At 71.9% G+C, this 25,464-nt stretch carries 22 protein-coding genes and 2 pseudogenes; 8 read left to right on the forward strand and 16 right to left on the reverse strand.

The window, feature by feature from the left end:
- Positions 1-256: 256 nt before the first annotated feature.
- On the reverse strand, positions 257-1,882 hold the full coding sequence (locus tag WMF44_RS45635) for an NAD(P)-binding protein (protein ID WP_437296318.1): 1,626 nt from the start codon (positions 1,880-1,882) through the stop codon (positions 257-259).
- Positions 1,879-2,601 (reverse strand): phosphoribosylglycinamide formyltransferase, encoded by a 723-nt coding sequence (gene purN, locus WMF44_RS45640; RefSeq protein ID WP_437296319.1) that lies wholly within the window; start codon positions 2,599-2,601, stop codon positions 1,879-1,881. The genes WMF44_RS45635 and purN overlap by 4 nt, the downstream gene beginning before the upstream one ends.
- Positions 2,602-3,262: 661 nt before the next feature.
- Between purN and WMF44_RS45645 the strand changes: the two genes are divergently transcribed.
- Both WMF44_RS45645 and WMF44_RS45650 read left to right on the forward strand, forming a co-directional pair.
- A complete protein-coding gene (locus WMF44_RS45645; protein WP_437296320.1) occupies positions 3,263-4,087 on the forward strand; it encodes a hypothetical protein in 825 nt (274 codons plus the stop codon).
- Between the two features lie 192 nt (positions 4,088-4,279).
- The gene (locus tag WMF44_RS45650; protein ID WP_437296321.1) at positions 4,280-8,005 is read left to right on the forward strand and encodes a protein kinase domain-containing protein; all 3,726 of its coding nucleotides are present in this window, start codon (positions 4,280-4,282) and stop codon (positions 8,003-8,005) included.
- An 81-nt stretch (positions 8,006-8,086) separates the two neighbouring features.
- Here WMF44_RS45650 and purM read toward each other — a convergent pair whose 3' ends face one another.
- On the reverse strand, positions 8,087-9,133 hold the full coding sequence (gene purM, locus WMF44_RS45655) for a phosphoribosylformylglycinamidine cyclo-ligase (protein WP_437296322.1): 1,047 nt from the start codon (positions 9,131-9,133) through the stop codon (positions 8,087-8,089).
- Positions 9,134-9,618: 485 nt separating this feature from the next.
- Here purM and WMF44_RS45660 point away from each other — a divergent pair.
- A pseudogene (locus tag WMF44_RS45660) lies at positions 9,619-9,756 on the forward strand (DUF6531 domain-containing protein); the annotation flags it as partial.
- A gap of 181 nt (positions 9,757-9,937) precedes the next feature.
- A complete protein-coding gene (locus tag WMF44_RS45665; protein WP_437301708.1) occupies positions 9,938-11,752 on the forward strand; it encodes a hypothetical protein in 1,815 nt (604 codons plus the stop codon).
- A 32-nt stretch (positions 11,753-11,784) separates the two neighbouring features.
- On the opposite strand, the pseudogene WMF44_RS45670 reads toward WMF44_RS45665, so the two are convergent.
- The 3 genes and pseudogenes from WMF44_RS45670 to WMF44_RS45680 all read right to left on the reverse strand — a co-directional run.
- Positions 11,785-11,922: pseudogene (locus tag WMF44_RS45670) on the reverse strand (AIR synthase related protein); the annotation flags it as partial.
- Positions 11,923-11,984: 62 nt separating this feature from the next.
- Complete coding sequence (locus tag WMF44_RS45675; protein ID WP_437296323.1) at positions 11,985-12,740, reverse strand: VOC family protein; 756 nt, start codon at positions 12,738-12,740, stop codon at positions 11,985-11,987.
- 16 nt (positions 12,741-12,756) lie between these two features.
- On the reverse strand, positions 12,757-13,389 hold the full coding sequence (locus tag WMF44_RS45680) for a hypothetical protein (protein WP_437296324.1): 633 nt from the start codon (positions 13,387-13,389) through the stop codon (positions 12,757-12,759).
- 442 nt (positions 13,390-13,831) lie between these two features.
- Here WMF44_RS45680 and WMF44_RS45685 point away from each other — a divergent pair, with 442 nt between their 5' ends.
- Positions 13,832-14,260: a (deoxy)nucleoside triphosphate pyrophosphohydrolase gene (locus tag WMF44_RS45685; protein WP_437296325.1), complete on the forward strand. Its 429-nt coding sequence runs from the start codon at positions 13,832-13,834 to the stop codon at positions 14,258-14,260.
- 52 nt (positions 14,261-14,312) lie between these two features.
- Here the strand turns inward: WMF44_RS45685 and WMF44_RS45690 are convergent, their stop codons facing one another.
- The 8 genes from WMF44_RS45690 to WMF44_RS45725 form a co-directional block, all read right to left on the reverse strand.
- A complete protein-coding gene (locus tag WMF44_RS45690; protein ID WP_437296326.1) occupies positions 14,313-14,795 on the reverse strand; it encodes a DoxX family protein in 483 nt (160 codons plus the stop codon).
- A 97-nt stretch (positions 14,796-14,892) separates the two neighbouring features.
- Entirely contained in the window at positions 14,893-15,996 is a 1,104-nt protein-coding gene (locus WMF44_RS45695; protein ID WP_437296327.1) for a cytochrome c biogenesis protein/redoxin, read from the reverse strand.
- Positions 15,997-16,017: 21 nt separating this feature from the next.
- A complete protein-coding gene (locus WMF44_RS45700; RefSeq protein WP_437296328.1) occupies positions 16,018-16,761 on the reverse strand; it encodes a zf-HC2 domain-containing protein in 744 nt (247 codons plus the stop codon).
- On the reverse strand, positions 16,701-17,285 hold the full coding sequence (locus WMF44_RS45705) for an RNA polymerase sigma factor (RefSeq protein ID WP_437296329.1): 585 nt from the start codon (positions 17,283-17,285) through the stop codon (positions 16,701-16,703). The genes WMF44_RS45700 and WMF44_RS45705 overlap by 61 nt, the downstream gene beginning before the upstream one ends.
- 202 nt (positions 17,286-17,487) lie before the next feature.
- Complete coding sequence (locus tag WMF44_RS45710) at positions 17,488-19,215, reverse strand: discoidin domain-containing protein (protein ID WP_437296330.1); 1,728 nt, start codon at positions 19,213-19,215, stop codon at positions 17,488-17,490.
- 544 nt (positions 19,216-19,759) lie between these two features.
- The gene (gene thiO, locus WMF44_RS45715; RefSeq protein WP_437296331.1) at positions 19,760-20,869 is read right to left on the reverse strand and encodes a glycine oxidase ThiO; all 1,110 of its coding nucleotides are present in this window, start codon (positions 20,867-20,869) and stop codon (positions 19,760-19,762) included.
- A 102-nt stretch (positions 20,870-20,971) separates the two neighbouring features.
- Positions 20,972-21,325 (reverse strand): type II toxin-antitoxin system RelE/ParE family toxin, encoded by a 354-nt coding sequence (locus WMF44_RS45720; RefSeq protein WP_437296332.1) that lies wholly within the window; start codon positions 21,323-21,325, stop codon positions 20,972-20,974.
- Between the two features lie 13 nt (positions 21,326-21,338).
- Positions 21,339-21,614, reverse strand: a complete 276-nt coding sequence (locus WMF44_RS45725; protein ID WP_437296333.1) for a hypothetical protein — start codon at positions 21,612-21,614, stop codon at positions 21,339-21,341.
- 776 nt (positions 21,615-22,390) lie between these two features.
- Here WMF44_RS45725 and WMF44_RS45730 point away from each other — a divergent pair.
- From WMF44_RS45730 to WMF44_RS45740, 3 genes are read left to right on the forward strand one after another with little or no spacing between them, the layout of a single operon-like run.
- The gene (locus tag WMF44_RS45730) at positions 22,391-22,660 is read left to right on the forward strand and encodes a hypothetical protein (protein WP_437296334.1); all 270 of its coding nucleotides are present in this window, start codon (positions 22,391-22,393) and stop codon (positions 22,658-22,660) included.
- Between the two features lie 25 nt (positions 22,661-22,685).
- On the forward strand, positions 22,686-22,958 hold the full coding sequence (locus WMF44_RS45735) for a hypothetical protein (protein ID WP_437296335.1): 273 nt from the start codon (positions 22,686-22,688) through the stop codon (positions 22,956-22,958).
- Complete coding sequence (locus tag WMF44_RS45740) at positions 22,946-23,212, forward strand: PIN domain-containing protein (protein WP_437296336.1); 267 nt, start codon at positions 22,946-22,948, stop codon at positions 23,210-23,212. Before WMF44_RS45735 ends, WMF44_RS45740 begins: the two co-directional genes overlap by 13 nt.
- Positions 23,213-23,490: 278 nt before the next feature.
- On the opposite strand, the gene WMF44_RS45745 is transcribed toward WMF44_RS45740, so the two are convergent.
- Entirely contained in the window at positions 23,491-24,273 is a 783-nt protein-coding gene (locus tag WMF44_RS45745) for a hypothetical protein (RefSeq protein WP_437296337.1), read from the reverse strand.
- A gap of 40 nt (positions 24,274-24,313) precedes the next feature.
- Entirely contained in the window at positions 24,314-25,141 is an 828-nt protein-coding gene (locus tag WMF44_RS45750; protein ID WP_437296338.1) for a hypothetical protein, read from the reverse strand.
- Between the last annotated feature and the right edge of the window lie 323 nt (positions 25,142-25,464).

Here is a 25,464-nt window from a genome sequence, read left to right on the forward strand (position 1 = left end):
CGCCTTCACGCCTCACCCGCTTTGCAAGACGCACGGTTCGTCCTCTGCGCAGTGGAGAGATCCGAAAACGGTAGGCCCCCAGAGAGGGTGTTCTCGGCGCGGGGTGGGGGATGGGCCGATGTTTGAGCCTGAAACACGAGCCATCCGGCAACGCCGGGTGGCTCGTGTTTCAGGCGAGTTCGGCGGGGCCCCCACCCCGCGCCGAGAACACCCTCTCTGGGGGCCGGGCAGCCCTGCGAGGTCCGCCCCCCGCCCGCTACCCAATCTCCACCTTGCTCCACATGTCCCGCCGCATCCGCTCCTTCCGCCGGTCGGTCCGGGTCACGAGCCGGGCGGCGCCCCAGGCGGCGAGCAGCTGGCCCTCCTGGCCGAGGCCGGGCAGCACGCTCCGGCCGACGAGCAGCGTGCGCTCGATCGGCCCGCGGATCGGCTCGCCCGCGAGCCCGAGGTAGCCGGGCGGGTCGACCTCGAGCTGCCGCACCATCGGCTCGGCGCCCGGGGCCGCGCCCTTCAGCGCGGCGCGCTCGATGAGGCGGCGGCGCTGGCCGTCGTAGAGCCACACGGGCAGCCCGTCGTGCACCGAGTCGACGAGCACGAGGTGGCGCTCGAGGAAGGGGAGCTCGGCCGTGAGCGCGTCGAGCACCGCCTGGCGCGCCTCGAGCAGCGACAGCGGGCCCCGGTCGGGGAGCAGGATCTCCGCCACGAGCAGCGTGTCGGTCGAGGGAGCCGGCAGATCGCAGCGCTGGAGGTGGACCACGGGGCGCCCGGGTCCGGTCGGCCGCGTCTGCCGCGGCGAGCTCGGACGGCCCCCGGAGGCGCCGTCGCTCGACACGCGCGGCGGCGCGGGCGAGCGGCCCGCCGACGCGGACGGGAAGGGGAACAGCAGCGCCTCGGGGCCGAGCGGCTCGGGCAAGCCCTCGCGGCGCACGATGAGCGACACGACGAAGCGGCCGACCGACGAGGTGATCCGCGGCCACTCGCGCAGCGCGCGCTTGTGGATGCCCTCGCCGCCCGAGAGGCTCGCGAGCGTCTCGCCGTCCATGTCGGTGATGACGAAGCTGCTGCCGTTCGGGTGATCGTCGCCGTCGAGCACGACCCCCGCGGCGGTGCCGCGGCGGACGTGGACCGACGCCGCGCGCTCGTCGAGCAGGCAGCGGCCGCCGTGGGCGAGGATGCGCTCGACGAGGAACTCCTCGAGCTCCTCCTCGCCGCGCGGCAGCATCATCAGCCCGCGCGTCCACGCCCCGTGCAGGCGCGCGACCGCGAACGGAGGCGGGAGCGCCGAGAGGTCCGTGGCGAAGAGGACGGACTGCGTGACGATCGAGCGGAACAGGTGGCCGCGCGGGAACTCGACGAGCAGGTCGGCGTCGGGCTCGGCGCGCGCGTACGGGAGCATGCCGGCGTAGCGCGCGGTCTCGCGCCGCTCCCAGAAGGTGCCCGGCGGCCAGAGGGCGTCGTGCGAGAAGGCGTCGTCCGCGGCGCCGTTGACGTGGGCGAGCTCGGCGTAGAGCTCGTCGACGACCCGCCGGAGCTCGGGGAACTCGCGGTCGATCTCGCGGCCGAAGAGGACCATGTCGGGCGGCACGTCGAGGCGCCGGCGTGGCGCGACGGCCTGCAGCATGGGCATCGCCGGGACGATGCGGCGCTTCCATGTCTGCGACTGGGCGAGCTCGACGAGGAAGCGGCGCCACGCGGGCGAGGGCTCGGCGAGCATCGTGAAGGCGCGCCGGCGGAGGACGTGCTGGTCGAGGCGGTAGGTGGGCGGGCGCTCGCCGTGCCCGACGACCATCACGGTGAAGTCGCGGCGCGCGAGGAGCGCCGCGGCCGTGAGCGCGCCGATGGACCGGCCGAGGACGATGACGTCGTAGTGCTTGTGGATCACGCCCCTTCCCCGACTTCTCCGACTTCGCTGACCTCCCCGGCGCTTCCCCGCGCGCGGCCGCTCTGGGCGAGCCCGAGCGCGGTCTCGACGCCGGCGAGCGTCGCGCGCGCTCGCCCGCCCGGCACGTCAGGCGGCGCGATCTGGAGGCGACCCTCGGCGATCCACGAGAGCGCGCGGATGAGCAGGGCGTGCTCCTGGACGAGGATGCGCGCGGCGAGCGCGTCGCGGTCGTCCCCGTCGAGCACGGGGACGGCGGCCTGCGCGAGGATGGGCCCCGTATCGGTGCCGGCGTCCACGAGGTGGACCGTGCAGCCGGTGACGCGCACGCCGTGATCGATCGCCTGCTGCTGGGCGTCGACGCCGGGGAAGGAGGGCAGCAGCGACGGGTGGATGTTCACGACCCGGTGCGGGAAGGCGTCGAGGAAGGTCGTCGTGAGCAGGCGCATGAAGCCCGCGAGGACGACCCAGGTCGCGCCCGCCTCGCGGAGGGCGTCGACGACGGCGGCGTCGAAGCTGTCGCGATCGGCGAAGTCCCGGTGCGCGATGACGCGCGTGGGGACCCCGGCGCGCTCGGCGCGCGCGAGGCCCTCCACGTCGGGCCGGTTGGACAGGACGAGCCGCACGCGGGCGTCGAGGTGGCCGGCGGCGATCGCGTCCAGGATCGCCTGGAGGTTCGAGCCGCGGCCGGAGATGAGGACGCCGAGATCGAGGGGGGGCATGGGGGGCAGATACTACGGCGGAGGCGGGCGCGGGAGAGATCCGGGGCGGAAGCGGCCGCCCGGGTCCGGCGATCGCGCCGCGAGGCCCGTTTCCATGGCCGCCGAGCGCGCGCCGGGTGACGCGCCGGGCCATCGCGCGAGCAGGCCGGGCCCGAGGGCGCGGGTGGGACGGCGGGCGCGGATCCGCCGCGTCGCCTCGGCCGCCCGGGCTCGGCCTCGCGACCTGCGCCCCTCGGCACCCCGTTGTTCGCGAAGACTTCGGCGTTGTCTGGAGAGCGATGCTTCCGGGGGCGCGCCCTGGTCATTCGATCGCGACGATCGCCCTCGAGCGGTCTCCGCGTGACATGTCACGGTGAAAGCGTGACAGCGACCGTGACATGTCACGCCCTCGATCGTGATATGTCACGGTCACGCGTCTGGCTGTACCGTCGCGCTCCTCGGCCCGGCGCGCGCCATGAGCCGCCTATTCCGGCCTGAACCTGCTGTGCCGGCGCGCCGTCCGACCGCCCCCGTCGTGTGCCGACCCTCCGCTTCGGTAGCTATCCACCGCATCTCCGCCCATGGCCGTCACGGAAGCGAACGCCCACAAGGTGGCATGCGCCTTGCTCGACCGAGCTGGCTCGCCACACACACGAGCTTCTCATTGCTTGGAGGTAGACAGATGGTCAAAGAACTCTTGATGAAGGGGCTTTTGGCCCTCGTTGCGATCGGCGCCAGCGGCTGTATCGCGGGGGCTGGCGAGGAAGAAGATGACAGCGAGGAGACCAGCGTTGCCGAGCAGCCCCTGGGTTGGGTGAGCGGGGGCATCTGGGTGGCTGGCAGCGGGCCGGTGGACATGGGCGACGCCTCGAACAGGACCTGCTTTCTGACAGGGATCATGGGGGACTTCGAGTCAGGTAGCGAGTGGGTGCACACAACCATCTCGGGTGGGCGATGGTACCTCCACGGCAACAACACGCACGGCAGCGCCCGCGCCATGGCCACCTGTGTCTCTTCGACCCTCGGCAGAACGGCCGAATTTTCGTGGTCGCAAGGCGATGCCGGCGTCGATCTCGGGTTGGACACCACGTCTGCCGGCCTTCCGCGGGCGTGCTTCCTCACACGGATGGGCGGAGATTTCAACGGCATGAACGAGGGCGTGTCGGTGCTTCGGGTTTTCGGCCACTGGATCCTGAGCGGCGTCTCGAGCAGCACAGGGGTACACGCCAGGGCGCGCTGCATCACCGTCTCGTCGATAACCACTCAACTGGCGCTCTCGGACGAGCTCGGCGTCCCTGCAGAAGACGACCCGACCTACGAAATGCTGACGCCGGCGGGCGACTTCGACACGCAATGCATGCTGACGCGCGTCGCGGGCGAGTTCAGCAGCAACAACCAGGAGGACCACAGCATCACCATCTGGCGGCACCAGGAGCTACACGCCCAATTTCTCAGCGTATGGACGACGAGGAGCCGGATCCAAGGCCGCGCGCTCTGCGTCAGGTAGGTTGACCGAGCCCCGTTGCGGCGTCTGCACGCGAAGCGTGTACCTCCGCTCACGGACGGTGTCGTTGACGTGCTGCACGCAGCGGCGCAGGCCATCCGGCGTCTCGTGGCGCGTCGTCGCCCTCTGAGCCGCCCCGAGCGGTCCGGCAACCTACCATCTTCGCGCCGCTCGGGGTAGGGTGGCGGCGCCACGATGTCGGAACGCCCGCCTGAGCCGACCCTTACCGCCGACGAGGCCGCGAAGCACCGGGCGAGGTCCTACCTCGGGCGGGTGATCTCGAAGCGCTACCGCATCGACGAGGTCATCGCGATGGGCGGCATGGGCGCGGTCTACCGCGGCGAGCACGTGCACATGCACAAGCGCGTCGCGATCAAGATCCTGCACCCCGACACCGAGCGGCTCCCCGAGCTCGTGCAGCGCTTCGAGCGCGAGGCCATCGCCGGCGCCCACATCCAGCACCGGAACGTCGCGACCGCGACCGATTTCGGCGAGGCGGAGGACGGCTCGTTCTTCCTGGTCCTCGAGTACGTGCGCGGCACGACGCTCCACGAGATCATCCGGCGGGGGCCGGTGCCCGCCGCGCGCGCCGCCCTGATCGCCAGGCAGCTCGCGGCCGCGCTCGACGCGACCCACGCGATGGGCATCGTCCACCGCGACGTGAAGCCGCGCAACGCGATGGTCATCGAGCCGCAGGGCGACCTCGTGAAGCTCATCGACTTCGGCCTCGCGAAGGTGAGCGTCGATCAGCTGCGCCGCTCCGTCGCGTCGCCCGAGTCCGCGCGGGCGGGGGCCGACTCGCTCCCGGTCCGGCTCACCACGGCCGGCGTGATCTTCGGGACCATCGCCTACCTCGCCCCGGAGTCGGCGCTCGGGATGGACTTCGTCGACGAGCGCGCGGATCTCTACGCTCTGGGCCTGATCTTCTACGAGATGCTGGCCGGCAAGCACCCGTTCCTCGCCAAGGATCCGGTCGAGCTCTTCAACCAGCAGCGGAGCGCGCCCGTGCCGGCGATCGCCGCGCACGCGCCCGGCGTCGTGGTCCCGCCTGCCCTCGAGGCGGTCGTGCGGCTCCTCCTCGAGAAGAATCCGCGCGCCCGCTTCGGCACCGCGGAGGAGCTGATCGCGGCGCTCGACGACGCGTGCGCCACGTCGGGGATCGTGGTGCACGAGCCGCGGGCGGAGATGTCGTCGAGGGGGGAGATGTCCTCGAGGGCGGAGATGACGTCGGTGCCCGCGATCGGGGACGCGGCGCGCGTGCCGAGCAACCGGCCGCCCGTGCCCAGCGCGCCGTCGCGTGAGCTCGAGGCGGGCTCCGGCGGCTCCTCGGCGATCCTCCTCGGCGATTCGTGCCTGGTCTCGCTGGAGGACGTCGCGGGCGCGCTGGCGCCGGCCGGGAGCGGCGCGGGCGCGCCGGAGGCAGAGCGAGCGCGCGCGTCGAGCGAGCCGGGGGAGGGCCGCGCGGACAGCGTGGAGCTGGCGGGGATGACGGCGGCCGTGGAGCCGGCGGCGGCGGCGGCCGTGGAGCCGGCGGCGGCGGCCGTGGAGCCGGCGGCGGGCGATGAAGACGACGAGGACGCCCTCAGCCACTCGCGGCCGACGCCGGTGCGCAACACGCCGACCCTCGTCGCTGAGCTGACGCGCGACTCGCGCCCGACGGCGATCGGCGGAGCGGCGTTCATGGCGCAGATCGCCTTCGCGCAGGAGGCCGCCAGGGCCGACGCTGCCGCCGCGGCCGACGACTCGAGCGTGCCGGAGGACGCGCGTCCGACGACGGTGGGCGGCGCGGCGCTCATCGCCCAGGCGGCTTTCGCTCGCGAAGCAGCCGGCGGTGGCGCGTCTTCCGAGACCGATGACCCGCGGCCGCCGCGCGAGTCGTGGCAGCTGCTCGACGCGGCGTCGCAGGAGCCGGCGCCGTCGCAGGAGCCGGCGCCGTCGCAGGAGCCGGCGCTGCCGGTCTCGACGGATCCATCGCCTGGGGAGGCCGCGCGGTCCGCCGAAACGCCTGTGGCGACGGCGGCAACGGGATTCAGCGCCCTACGGCTGTCGCTGGACGATCTCTTGTCGTCGCCGGGGCAGCCGGAGCGTCGTCCGGTAGAGCCCTCGGCGAAGGAGCCGTCGCCGTCGGGCGTGGAGGAGCCGTCATCGCCTGAAGCGGAGCAGGCGCCATCGAAGCCGCCGTCAGCGGAGCGTGCGTCATCGAAGCCGCCGTCGTCGCCTGCGGCGGAGCGTGCGTCATCGAAGCCGCCGTCGTCGCCTGCGGCGGAGCGTGCGTCATCGAAGCCGCCGTGGTCGCTTGCGGCGGAGAGTGCGCCATCGAAGCCGCCGTCGTCGCCTGCGGCGGAGCGTGCATCATCGAAGCCGCCGTCGTCGCCTGCGGCGGAGCGTGCGCCATCGAAGCCGCCGTCAGCGGAGCGTGCGTCATCGAAGCCGCCGTCCACGTCCGCTGTGGAGCCGGTGTCCGTCGCGAAGCCGGCGTCGTCGAGGCCGCCGTCGTCGCCTGAAGCGGAGCAGGTGTCATCGAAGCCGCCGTCGTCGCCTGCGGCGGAGCGTGCGCCATCGAAGGCGCCGCCCGCGTCCGCTGCGGAGCCGTCGTCGCCTGAAGCGAAGCCGGCGTCGTCGAAGCCGCCGTCGTCGTCTGCAGCGGAGCAGGCGCCATCGAAGCCGCCGTCGTCGCCTGCGGCGGAGCGTGCGCCATCGGAGCCGCTGTCCGCGCCCGCTGTCGAGCCGGCATCCGTCGCGAAGCCGGCGTCGTCGAAGCCGCCGCCCGAGGCCGGCGTGGAGCCGGCGCCATCGCCGTCGCCCGCGCCGTCCGCGAAGGCGCAGCCGCCGCAGAACGAGCCGGTTCCCGTGGCGTCCGCGTCGCCGCCGCCGGACGAGCCGCCCGCAGAGGATGCGGCGCCCGTCTCGGAGCCGACGTCCGAGCGGATGAGCGGCTCGCGGCCAGCCTTCGCCCCGACGCTGCTGCGGGAGCTGGAGGCCGCCGAAGCAGAGCGCGTCGCCCGCGAGCGCGAGGAAGAGGCCAGGCGGAAGCTCGCCGAGGAGGCAGAGCGCGCCGAGCGCGAGCGCGAGGAGAAGGCCAGGCGAAAGCGCGAAGCCCGGGAGGCTCGCGCGTCGCGGCTGGGCCCCGAAGGCCTCGGCGGCCGCGTGGGCCGGCTGGCCCCGTACCTGGGCGGCGGCCTCCTCGCGGCGGCCGTGATCGCGGCGCTCGCCGGCGGTGGGCGCGCCCCGCCCGAGCCGGAGCCCCAGCTCGGCTCCGCGAGGCCCCCCGCGAGCGCGCTCGCCACGAGCGAGCCGGCCCCGGCCGACGCCGCCGCCGTCCCCGAGACCCCCGCGCCCACGGCGCAGGCGCCCGAGGCCGCTGCGCCGGCGGCGCCCGACCCGCCGGCCGAACCCCCGCCCGATGAAGCGGCCCGGAAGGCGCTCACCGACGCCGTCAGGGCGCGCCGGTGGGTGAAGGCCGCCGACGCGATCCAGCAGCTCGCGGAGCGCGATCCGACGGCGCTCCGCGAGCGCGCGCTCGCGATCGCGGCGCGCAACGTCGCCATCGCGATCGCGAAGACGGGCGAGCAGCACGCCGACAAGGTCTTCGACGCGCTCTCGAGCCGCTTCGGGAACGCGGGCATCGACGTGCTCTACGAGATCGTCGAGACCCGCGGCCGCTCCACGCCGGCCACCCGGGCCGCGAAGCTGCTCCGCGATCCGGAGATCGCGGCCCGCGGGACCCCCGCGGTCCGGATCTCCTTCGAGCTGCGCGACGCCACGTGCGGCGAGAAGCTCCCGTTCCTGGAGCGCGCCGTCTCCGAGGGCGACCAGCGCACCCTCGTCGTGCTCGAGACGACGGTGAGGCCCTGTTACAAGAAGAGCCGGGCGATCGACGAGGCGATCAAGAACCTGCGAGCGCGGCTCGAAGGCGGCTGAGCTCGCGCCGCGAGGCCCGCGCGGCCGCTCGGCGCATCCCGGCCCGCGCGCCGCGCATCGCCCTCGCCGGCGCCGGGCCGCTCATCCGAACAGCACGCGCTCCTCGAACGGCACGTCGCCGACCGACACGACCTCGCCGAGCACCCAGGCCTGCTCGCCGCTCTTGGCGAACGCCTCGATGGCCCGGTCCGCGGCGCTCTTCTCCACGACCGCGACCAGCCCGACGCCGAGGTTGAACGTGCGCCGCATCTCGGCCTCCTCCACGGGGCCTCCGCGCTGGAGCACCTGGAACACCGCCGGCCGCTGGTAGGAGCCGAGGTCGAGCCGCGCGCCCAGCCCGTCCGGCAGCACGCGCGGCAGGTTCCCCGGCAGGCCGCCGCCCGTGATGTGCGAAAGCCCCCGGACCGCATCGCCGCAGGCCGCGAGGAGCGCCGTGATCGCGCGGGCGTAGATCCGGGTCGGCTTCAGCAGCGCCTCCCCCACGGTGCCGCCGAGGTCGGCCACGCGGTCGCTCATCGTGAGGCCCATCTCCTTCTCGAGCACGCGCCGCGCGAGCGAGAAGCCGTTCGAGTGCAGCCCGCTCGACGCCACGCCGATGACCGCATCCCCGGCCGCGATCCGCTTGCCGTCGAGGATGCGCGACCGCTCGACGACGCCCACGGCGAACCCAGCGAGGTCGTACTCGCCGTCCGCGTACATGCCCGGCAGCTCGGCCGTCTCGCCGCCGATCAGCGCGCAGCCGGCCTGCTTGCAGCCCTCGGCGATGCCGCGGACCACGGCCTCGCCCACGTCGACGTCGAGCTTGCCCGTCGCGAAGTAGTCGAGGAAGAAGAGCGGCCGCGCGCCGACGGTCAGCACGTCGTTCACGCACATCGCGACGAGATCGATGCCGACGGTGTCGTGGACGCCCGTCGCGAACGCCACCTTCAGCTTGGTGCCGACCCCGTCCGTGCCGCTGACGAGCACCGGCTCGGACAGCCCGCCCGGCAGCGCGCACAGCCCGGCGAAGCCGCCCACGTCGGCGAGCACCTCGGGGATGCGCGTCGGCTTCGCGAGCCGCTTGATGCGCTCGACGAGCGCGTCCCCTGCATCGATATCGACCCCGGCTTCCCGGTACGTGACGCTCATGGCAGGCGCATCCCACACCTCGGCGGCAAAGGGAAGCGGGCTCGCTCTTGGGGCGGCTTCCGGGGTCGCCCGGCTCGCCTCGGGTGAGCAGCCTCGCCAGCACGGCCGGCTGGCTGGGCAGCGCGGGGAGGATGGTGGGCCGCTGTACGTCGCGTGCAACGCTTCTCGGCGGTGGCCGGCATGGCGCGCGGCCTCGATCCCGAGCATCCCCGTGATTCCTGGCATGAATCCGGGCGCGTTCATCCTTGGCGCGGAGACGGTGGCCATGGGCGGGGAGGGCACGGGGCGCGACGGTGCTCAGGCGGTAAGGGGCCAGAAGGCTGCAAAGCCATGTTCGCCAGCATCACACGACGAGGGGACTTCCTGCGCCGCTTCTGTGACGGCCGGCGGTTGAACACTCCCTTGCGCCCCTGCTTCAACCCGGTGTTCGCGCTGAGGGCCCGAACCTCGGCAAGCAGGTCCGAACCCGCATAGCTTGGAAGGCCGTGGATCTGGCGCTCGGCGGGATGATCTTGCAGCTCCGGATCGAGCGGAGCTACTCGTCGGAGACGAGCGACGTGGATCTGGGGCTCGGGTTCGGCTGGAGCCACTCGCTGGCGTGGGCGATCGAGGACCGGCGGCGGACGCTGCGTGTCCTGGAGCCTCACGCAGCGCCGACGGAGGCGGAGATCCCCAAGCCGGGCCGTCCCGTCTCGATGCCGTGCGGCGTGCTGAGGCGTCATGAGGGCGGCTACACGCTGGAGGCCGACGGCGTGCTGCTCGTGTTCGGCGAGAGGGGCGGGCTCCACGGACCTACATCCCGCAGTGGAGGCCGCGCTGGCTCCGAACAACGCACGCCCTTCCGAGAGCGGCGGCGCGCAGAATGTTTGTTCGGAACCCAAGGCGCTGAGCGACTATTTGAAGCAATGGGAGCAGGATACGGGGAAAATTCATGAACAAAGAAGGCCGAGCGGCGGAGCCTGGTGCCTGGAATTGGGACGGGAAGAGATGGACGAAGCTCTGATGCAGCGATGGTCTCCTGCGACGTGCGAGCAGCTCCGCCGGGCGCCCATCGTTCCTGGCGTGAGCCTTCGGCCGGATTCACCGACACCCGTCGAGGACGAAGAGCTTTTTGAGCTGACGGGTCGCCGTGGGTTCCCGCTCCTCGGGGGGGCAGCATTCGGCTACCCCGCTGCCCGCGCGCTCGCGCCCAGCACGGTGCCCTCGATGGGCCGCGGTGAGCGCCGCCTCTTCGCGTGGCATCGTTGGAAGGGCGCGCTCTACCTAGACTCCTTTGGTGGCCTCGGTGTCGGCCTGTGGCGCGACTATGTGGCGCTGATGGCGTGCGTGGACTGTCTTGGCGCTTTCTGGCCTGCGCTCGTCGTGCGCCGTCGACGGGCCGCGCAGGCGTTCTGGACGCGACTGAGTGAGCGGTTCTCGCTTTCACCGTCTGGAGAAGGTGGTTCGCTCCTTCGAGCGGACGATGTCGTCGTCGCGCAGCCGCGCATCTTCACGCGCACGCTGGAAGTGCTCGGGGACGTGCTTCGGTTCTGCGCCCATGAAGGTGCCCGGGCGGTGCTCGACGTGGGGGCTGGCGTCGCTGTGCGCGAGCTTCCAGAGCTATCGGTGCCCACGGCTGCTCCTCTCTACACGGACGCGTCCGCCTTCACTTCGCGCCGTGTGTGGGTGACTGATGAACACGTGATTCAGGGCGATTTCGTGCTGGATCAAGCAGTCGCACGGCTCGACATCGTCCGCGAGGAAGCGACTCAGCACCGCTGCCGCGCGCCGGCACTCGGCTCGCCTCGGCTCGATCGCTACCTGCAGGACCAAGGGGCCGTCTGCGTCGCTGCGCCGCCGGTCCCTGCGCCTTCGGCACTGGTCGAGTCCATACGCGGACTCGTGGGCGGAGGCTGTGTGGTCATGCCCCGCGAGCACGAGATGCCGGACGGCGCACTGTGGCTGGGGCTGCTTCCGCGCGAGATGCTCCCAGAGCGAGCTCAGTCGCTCCTCGATTTCGAAGGCGGAGCAGAGTCGTTTCCGACCGGCCTTCGCCTTGTCCACTGGCCGCTCTGGTCGTGGAAGGACTTGCAGCTCGTTGCCGTGGGAGCATGGCACGACTGGAAGCTCATCCTGTGGTCCGGCGAAGGCGGACTTTGGGTGTACGCAAATATGCCTGAGCAGATGGACTTTGTGGCAGGCGAGCTCCGGACATGGCTCGAGATCCTCGCGGTGGAGGACGGCCTAGCGGAGGCCGAGCGACTCCGCGTCGAGCTGGCTTTCCCGCTGGATTCGCACCTACGGCGGGGGCTCATCGCGGAGCGGCTCGGACTCCGACCTGTCCCTGAGTGCACGGACCGCCTCGTCTCCAGCTATGAGGGGGAGGACCTCTGGGTCCGCGAGCTGATAGCTCCACTTGGAACCTCGTTCTGTGTGGTTCGCTGCGACACCAGCGAGCAGGCACTCCTGCTGATCGAGAATGCACGAGAGGTGATGCGGCTGGAGTCAGTGGCTATCAGCGCTTGGAGCGAGAGCCGGACGCAGCTGTCGCAGGCGCTCGGCCGCGAAGGCATCCGGACGATCTCGTCAAACCGACAATGGTGGTCTGATTTCAATGATTCCGATGTCTTGGACTCGTGATATCTAGCGGTTCGACGGCCTCGCGCCCGGATCATACCGGGCAGCTCGGCCGTCTCGCCGCCGATCAGCGCGCAGCCGGCCTGCTTGCAGCCCTCGGCGATGCCGCGGACCACGGCCTCGCCCACGTCGACGTCGAGCTTGCCCGTCGCGAAGTAGTCGAGGAGGAACAGACGCGCCACCGCTCGGCCGGGCGAGCGCTCGTGCTTCCCCCAGCGTACAGCGAAAGCCCGCTCTACCAGCGCACGACGAGCGGCACTTCTGCGGGGAACTGGTGCGATTCCCCATCACGGCCGTGATCCCACTCCAGCTCGAGAGAGTAGGTCGCCCCACGATCGATCGAGAGCATGCCCTGGTCCACGAACCAACGCACGCCCGATGAAAGTGGCGGGCTCTCCGCTGGCCGTTGCAGCCGTACACGCGTCAGCGTCCGGCGCGCGCCGCGATGTGAGCGCGACTCGATCGGGGTGGTCCGCCTGATGGTCCAGGGCGCCACGAATATCATGGGCTCCGCCAGGGACCCTCGCGGCGTCACGATGGGCATGCTCATGCCCGTCGGCATGTATTTCGGCTTGTAGTCCCAGGTCTCGAAGGGCCAGTCCCCGGCGCCTCCGGCATCGAGGGTCCTGAAACAGATGCCGAACGGGCATGCGCCGGTCTCGCCCCAATGAATGCGTTCGTGTAGCCCCAGCGGCCGAACGATCTCGGTCTGCAGCTCCTCCAGATCATGGACGCCGAGGACCTCGAAGAAAGCGTTTTCGAAGGCCGCGCACGCATTCGCGGTCCCCTGACCCTCATGCACCGCGTGGCGACTGAAGCTCAGGCCGAACTCGGCGAGCATCCGCTCGACGATGCCCACGTCGGGCGTCGCAAGGAACACATGATCGACTTCCCAGCTCTTTGGCCCAGTAGGGGGTGAGCATGCAGGGAGCGCCCCCCCGGTCACCGGATCTTCCGGGGCGCCCTTCGCCGGAGCGAAGTAGCGGCTCACGAAATCAACCTCGTGATCACTGCGCAGCGGGCGGAGGGAGCTTGATCCCCGCGACGTAGCACGACGTGCAGAAGGCGCCCTCGCCGTTGGGCTGGACTTCACGGTAGGAGACGCTTTGCTCGAGGCTCACGAGCTCGCGTTGCGTGTCGGCGTCGATGACGCTGACCGAATAGACGTCCCCGTCCTCGAGCTCCGTATCGACGTCCGGCAAGAAATCGATCGAGAGCTCCCACTCGGCGTTGGTCGGGTCGACGTCGAAGAGCGCGAAGTAGAACCGCCCGCCGTCGATATCGGCGCTCGCGCCGTTGGCAGGGCTCGGCGAGCTCGGCAAATCACCCGGCTCCGAGCCGAGCGTCGCTTCCCCGCACCGCCCGTTCCAGCAGGCCCGGACCTCGATGCGCGCCGACGTATTCGCGGCGAGCCCGATAGGCCCCGAGATCTTGACGCCGTCCCCGCAACCGACGTCGTTCCCATTGCACAATGGACATCCGGTGAAGAGCGCGGCGATCGCGAGGAGGGCCGTCGCGGCGGCGGCCGCGCGCAGCACCGCCCGGCCGCGCCATCCGCCTCCCGCTCGGGTGTCCTCACGCCGCGAGGAGGATGGATCGAGTTTCCGGATCGCTGCGGCCGAGGTGTCGGTTCCCTTCATGATACCCTCTTTGACGCTGGCCAAGGCGCCGCGGGCAGGACGCCCCTTCGATGTGGGGTCAGCCCAGCCGAGCTGGCGGTAAGCAGGTCTCGATGATCCCATTCACGCCCGGGGTGAGCAAGATCGATCCACGCCCGCGGGGCGCCGCGGGACGGCTCAGCACGTTTCCGGCAGCGAGGCGTGAAGGGGTGTCGGGTCCAGGCGGCGGCGTTCGGAGCGTCTCGAGCGCTGCGACCGGGGCCGCCGTGGGGCGCCGCCTGCTCCGGCAGCTCATCGGCTGGAATTGGCCCCGAGACCGGGTGGCCCTATCCTCCGACAGGGCACATCTCGGGGGGTGAGAAATCCCAGCCGCGCAAGGCAATGGAGACGCCGGAGGGATGTGCAGCGTCGAGCCAGCCGTTCGCCCTTGTCTTGCGCGTCGCGACCGCCATTCTACGCGCCCATGTCCGCCACGCCCGTCCCCGCTCCTCCCCCGGTCCTCGTCGCCGCCGCCGTCATCATCGAGCGCGGCCGCGTCCTGCTCACGCAGCGCAAGGCGGGCGCGCACCTCGAGGGCGCCTGGGAGTTCCCCGGCGGCAAGGTCGAGGCCGACGAGGATCCGCGAGACGCCCTGATCCGCGAGCTGCGCGAGGAGATCGGCGTCGAGGCCCGGATCGGCGACATCGTCGAGGTGACCTACCACCGCTATCCCAAGAAACCGGTGCTCCTCCTCTTCTACGCCGCCGCCCTCGCCGAGGGCTCGCCCGCGCCCGCCGCGCTCGACGTCGCCGCCGTGCGCTGGGCCGAGGCGGCTGATCTCCGGGACGAGCTCTTCCCGCCCGCCGACGTCGCGGTGCTCGCCAAGGTGCGCGCGCGCCTCTCGGGAGCCTAGCCCCGCGCCGCCCGAGGGCGAACGGGCGGCGGCGCGCGGTCGTCGCTTCACGTCAGGCGTGCCCTCGCAGCCTTCGTCGACGGGCTCTCAGCGCGTCGACGGAGAACGCGCCTGCGCCGCCGAGCGCGAGGGAGAGCAGCCCCGCGATGTACAGCAGGTTGATCTCGTACCCGGGAGGGCCAAATACAGGCCCATCCGCCGCCAATCCGATCGTGTTGACGGAGCTGAAGCCGTGCTTGAGATGAACGGAGAACATCGCCGCCAGCATCGTGGCGATGAGAGGAACGGCGGCGATCGCGGCGAACGCGCCCACGATCACGGCGATGCCGCCGAGGAGCTCCACGAAGGGCACCACCCAGGACATGAGCTTCGAGAAGGGGACGCCGACCTGGGCGAGCAACATCTCGAATCGGGCGGGCCCCCTGCTGAGCTTCACCCAGCCGTGCACCATGAATCCATAGCCCATGACCAGGCGCATGAGCAGGGGCGCCCATTGGCTGGTTCGCGCTTCGGAGATCGACGTTCTGTTGCTCATCCGGACGATGTCTCCTGCCCGACAGGGTACAAGACACCCCCACGAAGCTCGGGCAGCCTCCGGGGATGAGGGGGCAGCGAGCCCCGCCGTGGTGGGCTCACAAGGCAGGGGGGCACGCCTCGCCGCGGACGTCGCCGATGAGGCTCGCGAGCCGCTGGGCAGGCAGCTCGCCGACGGCGCGCTCCACCTCCTGCCCGGCGGCGTCGACGCTGAGGAACGTCGGCACGAAGCGCACGCCGTAGCGGGCGGCGAGGGCCCGCCCGCGCGGATCGTCGACCTGGATGCGCAGGACGGTGCCGTCCTCCCTGGCGCAGCGCGCCTCGAGCTCCTTCACGAGCGGCGCCATGCGCTCGCACACCGCGCAGTGCGCGCTCTCGAACTCGAGCAGACGAGGCATCCCCTCGGGCAGCGCGACGTCGCCCTGCGCCACGGCGCCCTCCGGGGCCGCGCACGCGCCGGCGGGGCCGACCTCGCAGGGCGCGCCCGCATCCACGGCCGCCGCGGGCGCCGGCGAGAGGGCGTCCAGACGGCCGTCGGCGACCGCGATCCCGGCGGCCACGAGCAGCGCCCCCGTCACGCGCTGGAGGGCCGGCGTGGCCGGCATCAGGCGGCGCGCGAGCGCGACGGCCGCCGGCCCGACGAAGGCCGCGGCGACGAGCGGCGCGGCGAGGCCCGCGGCGTAAGCGCCGAGCTGGATCGCGCCGGTGAGCGGGCTCGAGCCCGCGCTGGCCGCGTAGGTCAACGCGGCGCCGAGCACCGGGCCGACGCACGGCGTCCACCCCGCCGCGAAGGCGATCCCGAAGAGCATGCCCCCCCAGAAGCCGCCCGCGCCCGGGAGGCGGGAGAGGAGCGGGCGCGCCTCGCGCTCGAGCCACGGGAGGCGCAGCACGCCCAGGAGCTTCGCGCCGAAGAGCGCCAGGATCACGCCCGACGCGACGGTGAACGCGCGCCGGTGGGGCGCGAGGACCGCGGCGATCGCCGAGGCGCCGGCGCCGAGCGCGACGAGCACGATCGCGAGGCCGATCGCGAAGCCGACACCGGCGAGGCGCACGCCGCGCCTCGCCGCCGCCGGGTCCGGGCCGCCGAGCGCCCCGGCGCCGCCGAGGGCCGACAGGTAGACGGGGAGCATGGGGAGCACGCAGGGCGACGCGAACGTCAGGAGCCCCGCGCCGAAGAGCGCCAGCAATGAACCGATCGTCATGGGTCCTCGAGATCGACGGGATCAGCGCCCGAAGAGCGCCGGCGCGAGCGCCGCTGTGTCCACTTCAGCCACCGCGAGCACCGGCTGCTCCACGCTCCTCGCGCAGATCGCGTTGCCGAGCGGCCCCCGGGTGCACCCCACGCCGCGCCCCGCGAGCGCGCGCGCCGCCGTCGCGGCGCCGGACCCGGGCGGCGGCACGAACACCGTGAGCGGCTTGTCCCCGCTCTCGTACATGAGCGCCGCCGTGCGCGTGCCGCCGATCTGGCAGAGGCGCGCCCCGAGCAGCCGGGCGCCGGACACCGCCGGGACCGTCACCGCGTAGCCGAGCTCGCCCTCGAGCCACCCGGCGACGGCGCCCGGATCGGAGGACTCGAGGTCGCACGGGCGCTCGCGCGCGAAGCCGCGCACGTGGTGGCTCACGAGCTCGTCGGCCATCGCCGCGCTCACGCCCCGGCCCGGGCTGCCGACGAGCAGCGCGGCGGCCGCCGCGGCCGCGGCGAGGGCGGCCGTGATCGCCCAGGGGCCGCGCCGCCGCGCGCGCGCGTTCCGCGCCGCGGCCTCCGCCCGATCGCGCAGGCGCTCCGGGACTTCCCCGTCCGCCTTCGCGACGAGCGCGCGCCGCACGCCGCCGAGGACCTCCGCTGCGCGCCGGCAGGGCGCGCAGCCGGCGACGTGCGCCTCGATCCGCGCCGCGTCTTCGGGCGTCACCTCGCCGTCGTGCCACGCCGAAATGTTCTCGAACCACTCGCGGTTGCACCCTGCCATGACGCCTCCTCGCATCGTTCGGAGAGGCCCTCGACGAGCGCGAGCCGCGCCCGCGAGAGCCGTGATCGCACCGTGCCCACCGGGCACGCCTGGAGATCGGCGATCTCCTCGTAGGAGAGCTCCTCGACCTCCCGCAGGAGCAGCGCCTCGCGCCACTCCGGGGGCAAGCGCGCGAGCGCGCGCTCGACCTCGTCGGCGAAGCCGCGCTCGAGCAGCTCCGCCTCCAGATTGCCCTGCGGCTCCGGCACCGACTCGGCGCCGCGGCCGCCCTCGATCACCTCGAGCCGCTGCCGCGCGCCGCGCGTCGCGTTGAGCAGCACCGATCGCTCGATGCGGAGCAGCCACGCGCGCATGCGATCCTCGTCGCGCAGGTCGGCGTGCCGCTCGATCGCGCGCAGGATCGTCGCCTGCGCCAGATCCTCGGCGTCCTGCTCCGAGCGCGTCAGGCGGCGCGCCGCGCGCAGGAGGCACGGGAGCTCGGCGAGGAGCCGATCGAGGAACGATGTGTGGGGAGACGTACGCATGGGCCGGGCCGGGAGGACGAAGGCTGACGCTGCCTCGTACCCCGGACACTCCCAGGACACGGCGAGCCCCGCGAAAAGTTCCTGACGCGCGGGATCTCGGCCGTGATGGGGCCCGGCTCACATCGACGGCGGCGGGCGACGGCGCAGGGGGCTCCCGCGGCGCGCGGGAGCCGGTGTTCAGGACGGGCGGGGCTGCGGGCGGCTAGGGCGCGCCCGCGTGCGTCAGCGCCTCCCAGCCGATGTGGTTGCCGACCCGGGTCCCGGCGCTGCTCATCGCCCTGATGCGTGTGATGAGCTCCTGGGTCTTCGGCATGCTGATCCCGCGCCGGTTGCGGAACTCGTTGTACCCGATCTCCCAGCCCATGACCGCCGAGCCGCCGCCGGCGGTCTTGGCGAAGCTGCTGCACGGCCAGTTCCGCGCCGGCATCCAGCCCGTGGGTGTCACCTCCACGCCGACCCGATTGCCCGTGTTGTCGAGGTACTGCAGCACGTAATCGGCGTTCAGCTCGAGCGCCGCCCGCAGGCGGTTCTCGTCATGAGCCGGGTCGTCGCTGTAGGCGCTGCGAGCATCGCCCTGGATGCGAAGGGTCTCTGCCATGTTCGCCAGCGAGCTCACACCCATCTGCATGTGCCCGAGGTCGCGGCAGGTCTCCTGCTCCAGGCCGGCGATGTAGCGCGTCGGGTTGCTCCAGATCCCCGCGAGAGCGCCCTTCGCGTCGTCGGTGTAGCGCGGCCGGCCCTGATAGATGGGATAGAGCGGCTGGCGGCCGTCGCTCGGCATGTAGATCATGGCCTTGCTGGAGTGCTCCACCTGGCTCACGGCGTACTCGTACTTCTCGCGATCGTTCGTGAAGATCGCGATGCCGAGCGCCGTCTCGTTCATCACGGAGGTCCGGTTCTGGCCGCCTGTCCAGCCGTCCTTCACCAGGTCCCAGTAGACGGTCCTGAAGTGGTTCTCTTGCAGCGCCGTGTCCTCGGCAGTCCAGCCGCTGTACGTGTAGCGCAAGATCTCCGCGGCCCGCAGGAAGTTGGTGCCTGCCCAGCCAGCGGCGAAGTGGCCGTTGGCGTAGACCTGACCGTTGTTGTCCGGGAAGCGGGGCTGATCGAACAGGATGGCGGTCATCGTGCGCGCCCAGGCGTTGATGATGCGCCTCGCGTTCTCGGCGTACTGTGCGTCGCCGCTGTAGTAAAAGAGCAGCGCCTGCGTATAGGCGGCGTTCGCGTCGCTCACGATCTCGCTGCACCCCGCTTGCTCGAAGCCCATATCGAGGGCTTTCTGCTTCGAGCCGGGCGTGGAGCACTTGACGACGGGCACCGGGCTGGCGACGTAGTCCCGCTTCGCGTGCCTCGAGCCCCGGGCGAGCTGGTACTCCTTGCTCCAGGGCTGCGCGCCGCCGCCGATCTTCGCCTTGACGAAATCCAGCTGGGCCTTGCTGACCAGGATGCCCGGATGCACGAAGCCACCGGCGGGGGCCGCGCTGGCGGTGATCTGGAGCTCCGTCACGCTGGCGTAGTCGTTGACGGTGTTCCCGTTGACCGTGAGGCGGACGTACCGCGCGTCGACGGCCTGGAGCTCGATCGGCTGGAGCGATGTGTTGGGCAGGCTCTTCCCCGCGAAGAGCGGAGAGAAATTTTGGCCGTCCGTGGACGTCGAGAGCGCGTAGTCGTAGATGCGTCCATCGACTCCGCCGTTGTACCACCCCAGAGAGACGCTGCAGATGCGCTGCGTCCCGCCCAGGTCCGCCGTCACGTAGGCGCCCTTGCCGCGGCCCGACCAGCGGGTGGCCAGGCTGCCATCGCCGACGTTCGCCGCCGGGTTCTCGGCCTGCGCGACGCTGGCGACGAGGCTCGTCGGCGTGAGGCGAACCGTGCAGCCAGGCGCTGCGAGCGGCGATTGCTGCTGGTCGCCGAATTCATAGCTGCCTGCCACAGAGCCCTCGTCAGCGCCTGTGTCGGTACCTACGACGCAACCCGCGAGAACAGCCGTCAGCGCAACACACATTGTGGGAACGGCGGTGCGTAAGCTCAAGGTATTCTCCTTTCGGTGGATCATTTTACCATCAAGGCGTGTGCGTGATGATGCCACCAAGTAAGATCGAAGCTATCAAGGGTATGAAATACGGTATTCCGCGCCGATGTCAAGCTCGTGCCAGAGAGCCTGCTCCTGGTTGACAGCTCATTGCCTTGCTCGTCTGGCTTCCCGCCTGGAAGAAGAATGTATGTCAGCGTCTTGTCCGCTGACCGAATGGGCTGTGGTCAATTCACGGCTGACGATCGAGGCTCCCCGAGGAGCGTTGGCCTCGCGAGGGAGCTCAGCGGATTACCATCGTCACGCTGGCTTCGTTCCCATCGGGCGGAGTGGCCAGTGGCTCGGGCGCTGTCGCCCCGAGGAATCGCGAGAGTCTTCGCGCATCGATGCTTGAGCGGGCGACCGTCAGCTCGCCGCGCCAGGTGCGCACATCTCGCCGCCGCGCTCAGCCGGTGATGCCGGGCCGTCTGGCGGAGAAGGGCGACAGATCCACCGGCGGCTCCTCTCCGGCGATCAGCGCCGCCACGATCTTCGCGGTCACCGGGGCGAGCAGGACGCCGTTGCGGAAGTGCCCTGTCGCGAAGATCAGATTCGCGATCTCCCCCTCGCCGAGGATCGGCAGCGCGTCCTTCGGGTGGGGCCGGAGGCCGGCCCACGTCCTGCCGATCGGCGCGTCGCCGAGCGCGGGCGCGAGCCGGAGCGCCGCGGTCAAGAGGTCGCGCACGGCGCGCGACGTCACCGCGGTGACGTAGCCGGCGAACTCCGTGGTCGCGCCGACGAGCACGCGCCCGTCGTCGCGCGGCGACAGGTAGCAGCCGGGGCCGTAGACCACCTGCGAGAGCACCGGCGTCGCCGGCGTGAGCTCGACGATCTGCCCGCGCGCCGGGCGCACCGCCGAGGGCGCGAGGCCCGACGCCTCGAGCAGGGACGACCAGCTCCCGGCGGCGAGCACCGTCCAGCCCGCCTCGACCTTCGTGCCGTCCTCGAGCTGCGCGCCGCGCGCGTGCTCCCGCTCGACCACGATGCGCCGGACGGTCGCCCCGGTGCTGAACAACACGCCCGCGCGCTCCGCCGCGATGCGCAGCGCGCGCATGAGCGACGGCGGATCGATGCGCGCCTCGTCGGCGAGCCACGCGCCGCCGGCGACCTCGTCGCAGAGCGCCGGCGCGTGCGCGCGGACCCCGTCGCCGTCGCAGATCTCCACGGCGAGGCCGGCTTCCCGCTGCCACGCGAGCTCGCGCGCGATCTCCTCGCGTCCTTCGGCGGTGAACGCCACGCGGAGGGCGCCGCTCTGCCGGTACCCGACGTCGATCCCCGTCGCCTCGACGAGCGACGCGGCGAGCTCCGCGTACAGGGCGCGGCTCGCGAGGCAGAGCCGCGCGAGGGGGCCGTCGCCCGCGGCCTCGAGCTGGGGCCCGATGATCCCCGCCGCCGCCCACGAAGCGCCCTCGCCCTGGTTGCGCTCGAGGACGCGGACAGACAGCCCGCGCCGCGCCAGGGCCAGCGCCGAGGCGCACCCGGCCACGCCGCCGCCGATCACCACCACGTCGCTCATCGGCGCGTGCATAGCACGCCGGGCGCCGAGAGCAGCCACCCAACCTGGAGCGCTGCGGGGGGTCGGCGCGCGCCGGGAGGAGCGACGCGACGCATTGCCCGTTCACCTCTTCCGCGGCTTGCGTGAGGGGAGGCCGGCCCCGGCCAGCGGCCGCTGCTGCCGCGCGTGGAAGAGGCGCAGCAGCCAGAGGTCCCCGTCGGGGTCGGAGGCGTCCACGAGATACCAGACGACGTAGGGGAGCTTGCGCAGGAGGAGCCTGCGGACGACGGCGCGGTTCTCATCGTCCTTGGCCTCGGCGGGACCGATCCCGGGGAAGCGGGCGAGGAGCTCGATGGCCTCGTCGAGGCCGGTCCGCAGGCGCTCGACCTGCTCGAGCCCGCGGTTCTCGTCGAGCCAGCGCACCTGATCGCGGAGGTCGCGGGCGAACTCCCGGCGGAAGCGGACGCGGCGGCTCACGTGGCGCCCTGGCCTAGCGGGCGCGGCGACGAGGGGCGTCACGGAGCGCCTCGTCGAAGATGGAGTCGATCTCCTGGCGCGCGGCCTCGTCGTGGTCTCCCGCTTTCATCCGCTCCCAGACCGCCCAGACCTGGGCTCGCTGCCACTCCTCGGCCCGGCTGAGCTGCTCCAGGTCGTCGATCTCCTGGACGCGCTCGCTGAGGAGCGCGCGGATCGCGGGCGAGAGCTTGAGGCCGCGCTTCTTCGCCTCGGCCTGGACCCGCTCCCGGAGCTCGGCCGGGAGCACCACGCTGACGGGTCCGCTGTCCTCGTCCGGGCCTCGTCCCGCCGGACCGCGTTCCTCATCCCGGCCACGCTTCGCCGTTCCCGTCCCTCTCATCGGTGCTCCTCGCGGAGGCAGGATAGTGAAATCCACTATGGTGTGCAACCGGGCGGTCCGGCCGCTGCTGGGGAGACGCCGGAGATCTCTTGAAGAGCGCCGAGCGCTGGCCAGCTCCGTCGGCCAGTGATGGCCAGACTTCCGCTCCGCGTCAGGGGTAGGTCGGCGCGGGTGAGCATGGATCCATCGCCCCAGGCCTTCGCCCACGCGTTCCGGCACTCGCCGGCACCGGAAGGGCGTGGGAGAGGCGCTGCCGCCTGCCGGCAGGGGTGAGGGGAAGGGCTGCGGACGCCCGGCAGGGGGTGAGGGAAGGGCTGCGGACGCCCGGCAGGGGGTGAGGGGAAGGGCTGCGGACGCCCGGCAGGGGGGAGGGGAAGGGCTGCGGACGCCCGGCGTGGGTGAGGGGAAGGGCTGCGGAGACCCGGCAGGGGCAGGGAGAAGCGCTTGCGGAGACCGGCAGGGGTGGGGGGGAAGCGCTGCGAAGACCCGGCAGGGGGGGAAGCGTTGCCGAGACCCGGCAGGGATAGGGAAGCGCTGCCAGGTGCCGCCAGGGGCAGGGGAACGCGCTTCCGGGTGCCGGCAACGACGATAGGGGAAAGCCTTGCCCGCGTTCGGAGCCGGCGGTGATTGGACGGTGTGCTCACGCGGAAGATAGGGCTAGGGTTCTGGAGCAACAGGAGTCGCGCATGCGGGTCATCATGGAAATACTGGAAGGCGCGTTCCGTACGCCCAAGATCCCGGAGCAGGTCGCGGAGGAAATCCGGCATGCGGCAGCAGCTTTCTCGGCCGCTCATGGGGATGTTGCCCCGGCAGTCGTGAGTGAAATCATCGCGCCGTCCCCTGCCCGAGAAGGAGCGGCGTTGATGGATATCTTGTTGAGCATGCCCGAGGTCGGGGAGGGCGCGGACTTCGAGCGACCAGGGGCCTACAGGCGGCCGGTCGCCGAGCTCGATTGAGGTACCGGCGAGACGGGAGGAACGGATGGAGTTCATCGTAAAGATACCGGAAAAGGTGTTCCGAACGGCCAAGACCCCCGAGCAGGTCGCGGAGGAGATGCGGCAGGCGGCGGCTGTCTTCTGGGTCGCTCGTGGGGATGTCGCCCCGGAGGCCGTGAGTGAGATCACGGCGCCGTCTGCGCTCGAGACCGAGGGGACGCTGTACGAGCTGCTCATGCAGGGGCCCAACGTGGGTGATGATGCAGACTTCGAGCGCCCCAGGGATCACGAGCGGGAGCTGCTCGAATGGACTACCTGATCGACACGAACGTCGCCTCCGAGCTGCGCGAGGCAGGTGCGGCGCACCCGCGCTTCATCACTTGGTCGACGCGCGTGAATCGGAGCGCCATGTTTCTCTCCGTGCTCGTGGTGGGCGAGATTCGCCGCGGAATCGAAAGCCTGCGTCGCAAGGATTCGGCACAAGCACAGTCCTTGGATACGTGGTTCGACCGTATCCTCGTCTCGTTTGGTGGGCGAATCTTGCCAGTCACTCAGGAGATCGCAGAAACCTGAGGCCGCCTGTCCGTGCCCGACAGATTGCCGACCGCCGATGGCCTCCTTGCTGCCACGGCCCTTGTGCACAACCTCATTCTTGTCACCCGCAACACCCGCGACGTTGCGCGTACCGGCGTGAAGCTCCTCAATCCTTTCGACGAAGCCACTTCAGAGCCTTAAAGACATACGCACGCCCTGGTACAAGGCGTCAGGGGGCGCGAGGATCTTCGACACAACAAGCCCCTCGGAGCCTCCGGCTTCGCTCGCCTCAGCGTGGCGTGAGCGCGCAACGACCGCTACGCCGACGTCCCTCCGCCGGTCTCCTCGGCTGCCGTTGCAGGTTCGGGCACCTTCGCTGCGGCCTGGGGTTCCGCGGCTCCCGGCGCCTGGGCGGTGTCGGAGGCCGCGACCTCCGGCGCCTTCACGGCAGGCTCCGGCGCCGCGACGTCCGGCGTCTGTGTCACGGCTTCCGCCGTCTTGACAGGCTCCGACGTCGCGGTCTCTGGTGTCTTCGCTGCAATTTCCGGCGCCTTTGCGGCCTCCGGCGTCACGCCCTTCGCCGCCGCCGCCGCGCCCTCCGCCGCCTTGGCCGGCGCTCCCGCCTTCGCCTTCTTCTCCTTCGCGGCCTTCGCCTCGAGCGCGCCCGCCGCGATCGGCTCGCGCTTGCCGTGGCCGACCGCGCGCGGATCGCCGTACGGGAACGCCGCGCTGCCGCTCGCGTCGATCGGCTTGCGCGGGGCCTCCGGATCCGTCGCCGGGCTCGGCGGCGGCGCGATCGGCCGCGGCGCGCTCAGCCGGTCGCCAGGGCCGGCCTGGGTCCACACCTGCACGTCGCCGAGCACGCGCGTCCTGTTCGCCATCCGCCGCAGGCCGCGGGCGCCGAGCAGCTTCTCCAGGAACGTCGGGGGCGACGTCGCGCCAGGCTCCCCCTTCACCCAGCACGTGTAATCGCCGATGCCGGTGCCCCGGAACGCCTCGCGGCAGACCGCTATCCCGAGCTCGGCCGCGATGTCGCTGAGGAGACGACCCGGCGCGGCCTCGACCGTCCTGTGCTCGTTGACGAAGGTGACCTTGGGCATCGGTGGGCAGGGAGCGTCCTGCTCCCCTGCCGCGAGCGCGTCAAGAAGCGCGGCGCGCGTCCCTCGCGTCCCGCACGCGGTGCAGCACCCGCGCGATGCCGAACAGGTTCCAGCCAGCGAAGCCCACGAACAGCGCGACGAGCGCGACCGCCCAGCGCGACGCGCGCGGCGAGCTGCCGTCGATGAGCAGCCAGGCGTCGTCCGTCACGGCCATCCCCGCCTGCTCCTCCACCTCGGCGGCCAGCCGCGCGTGCCGGATGCCCGCGCTCTTGAACGGCACGAGCCGCCCCGCGAACGTGCTCGGCGGGACGAAGCGCGGGCCCTCGAACCCCTCCGGCACCCGGATCTCCACCCACAGCCCCGGGTTGCCCGCCACCGGCGCCAGCCGGAACGAGTCGCCCTCGGCGGCGCGCCCGTACCGGATCGCGCCGCGCGTCCCGAGCAGGCCGACGGCCCGCACGTAACGGTTCGCGAGGTCCGCCTGCGGCCGCAGCGACGCGAGCTCCCCCACGTCCGCCGGCTGGCCCGGCGACAGCGCGTAACGCGCCTCCCCGAGGAGCGCGATCGCCATCCACAGCGCGGCGATCGCGGTCGCCGCCATCAGCGCCACCGTGACCGTGCGCTCCTGCTTCGGCGGCGACGGCAGCGCGAGCAGCTCCGGATCGGGCCCCGCCACGTCGAGGCCATCGCCGCCCGGGCCGCGCGGGCCGGTCGTCATGGATTCCAGGGTCGAGGTCGGGTCGGTGGGCACGCTTCGTCGAGTATATAGCCGGAGCGCCGGCCGCGGTGCACCGCCGTCTCGCGGATCCTCGCCGGCCTCGACCTTGCCGCCGCGGAGCTCCCAGGCGTCCCTGAGGTACGCGCCCACGTCGCGCTGCGCGAGCAGGACGCGGCCGCGCTCGATGACGGCGGCGGCGACGAGGACGAGGGGAGGAGCGGGCTCGGGCGTGGCGGACGTGGGCGCGCAGGAGGTCGGTCGCGGGGCGCAAGACAGGGGCGAAGGGCGCGCTCGATGCTGCGCCTCGACGCCGACGGATCGGCACCCACGGAGCGGGAACAGCCAACCAGCGCTGCGCGGACGGTCACGATGTGCTTGGCCAGACGCTCACCTCAAACGAGCTCCACGTCAACGCCAGCGTCTTTCAGCGCGTAAAAGGGTCGTGCACCACAGCGAACGGCGATTCGTGCCCC

Source organism: Sorangium sp. So ce426 (assembly GCF_051475585.1).
Lineage (GTDB): Bacteria > Myxococcota_A > Polyangia > Polyangiales > Polyangiaceae > Sorangium > Sorangium cellulosum_B.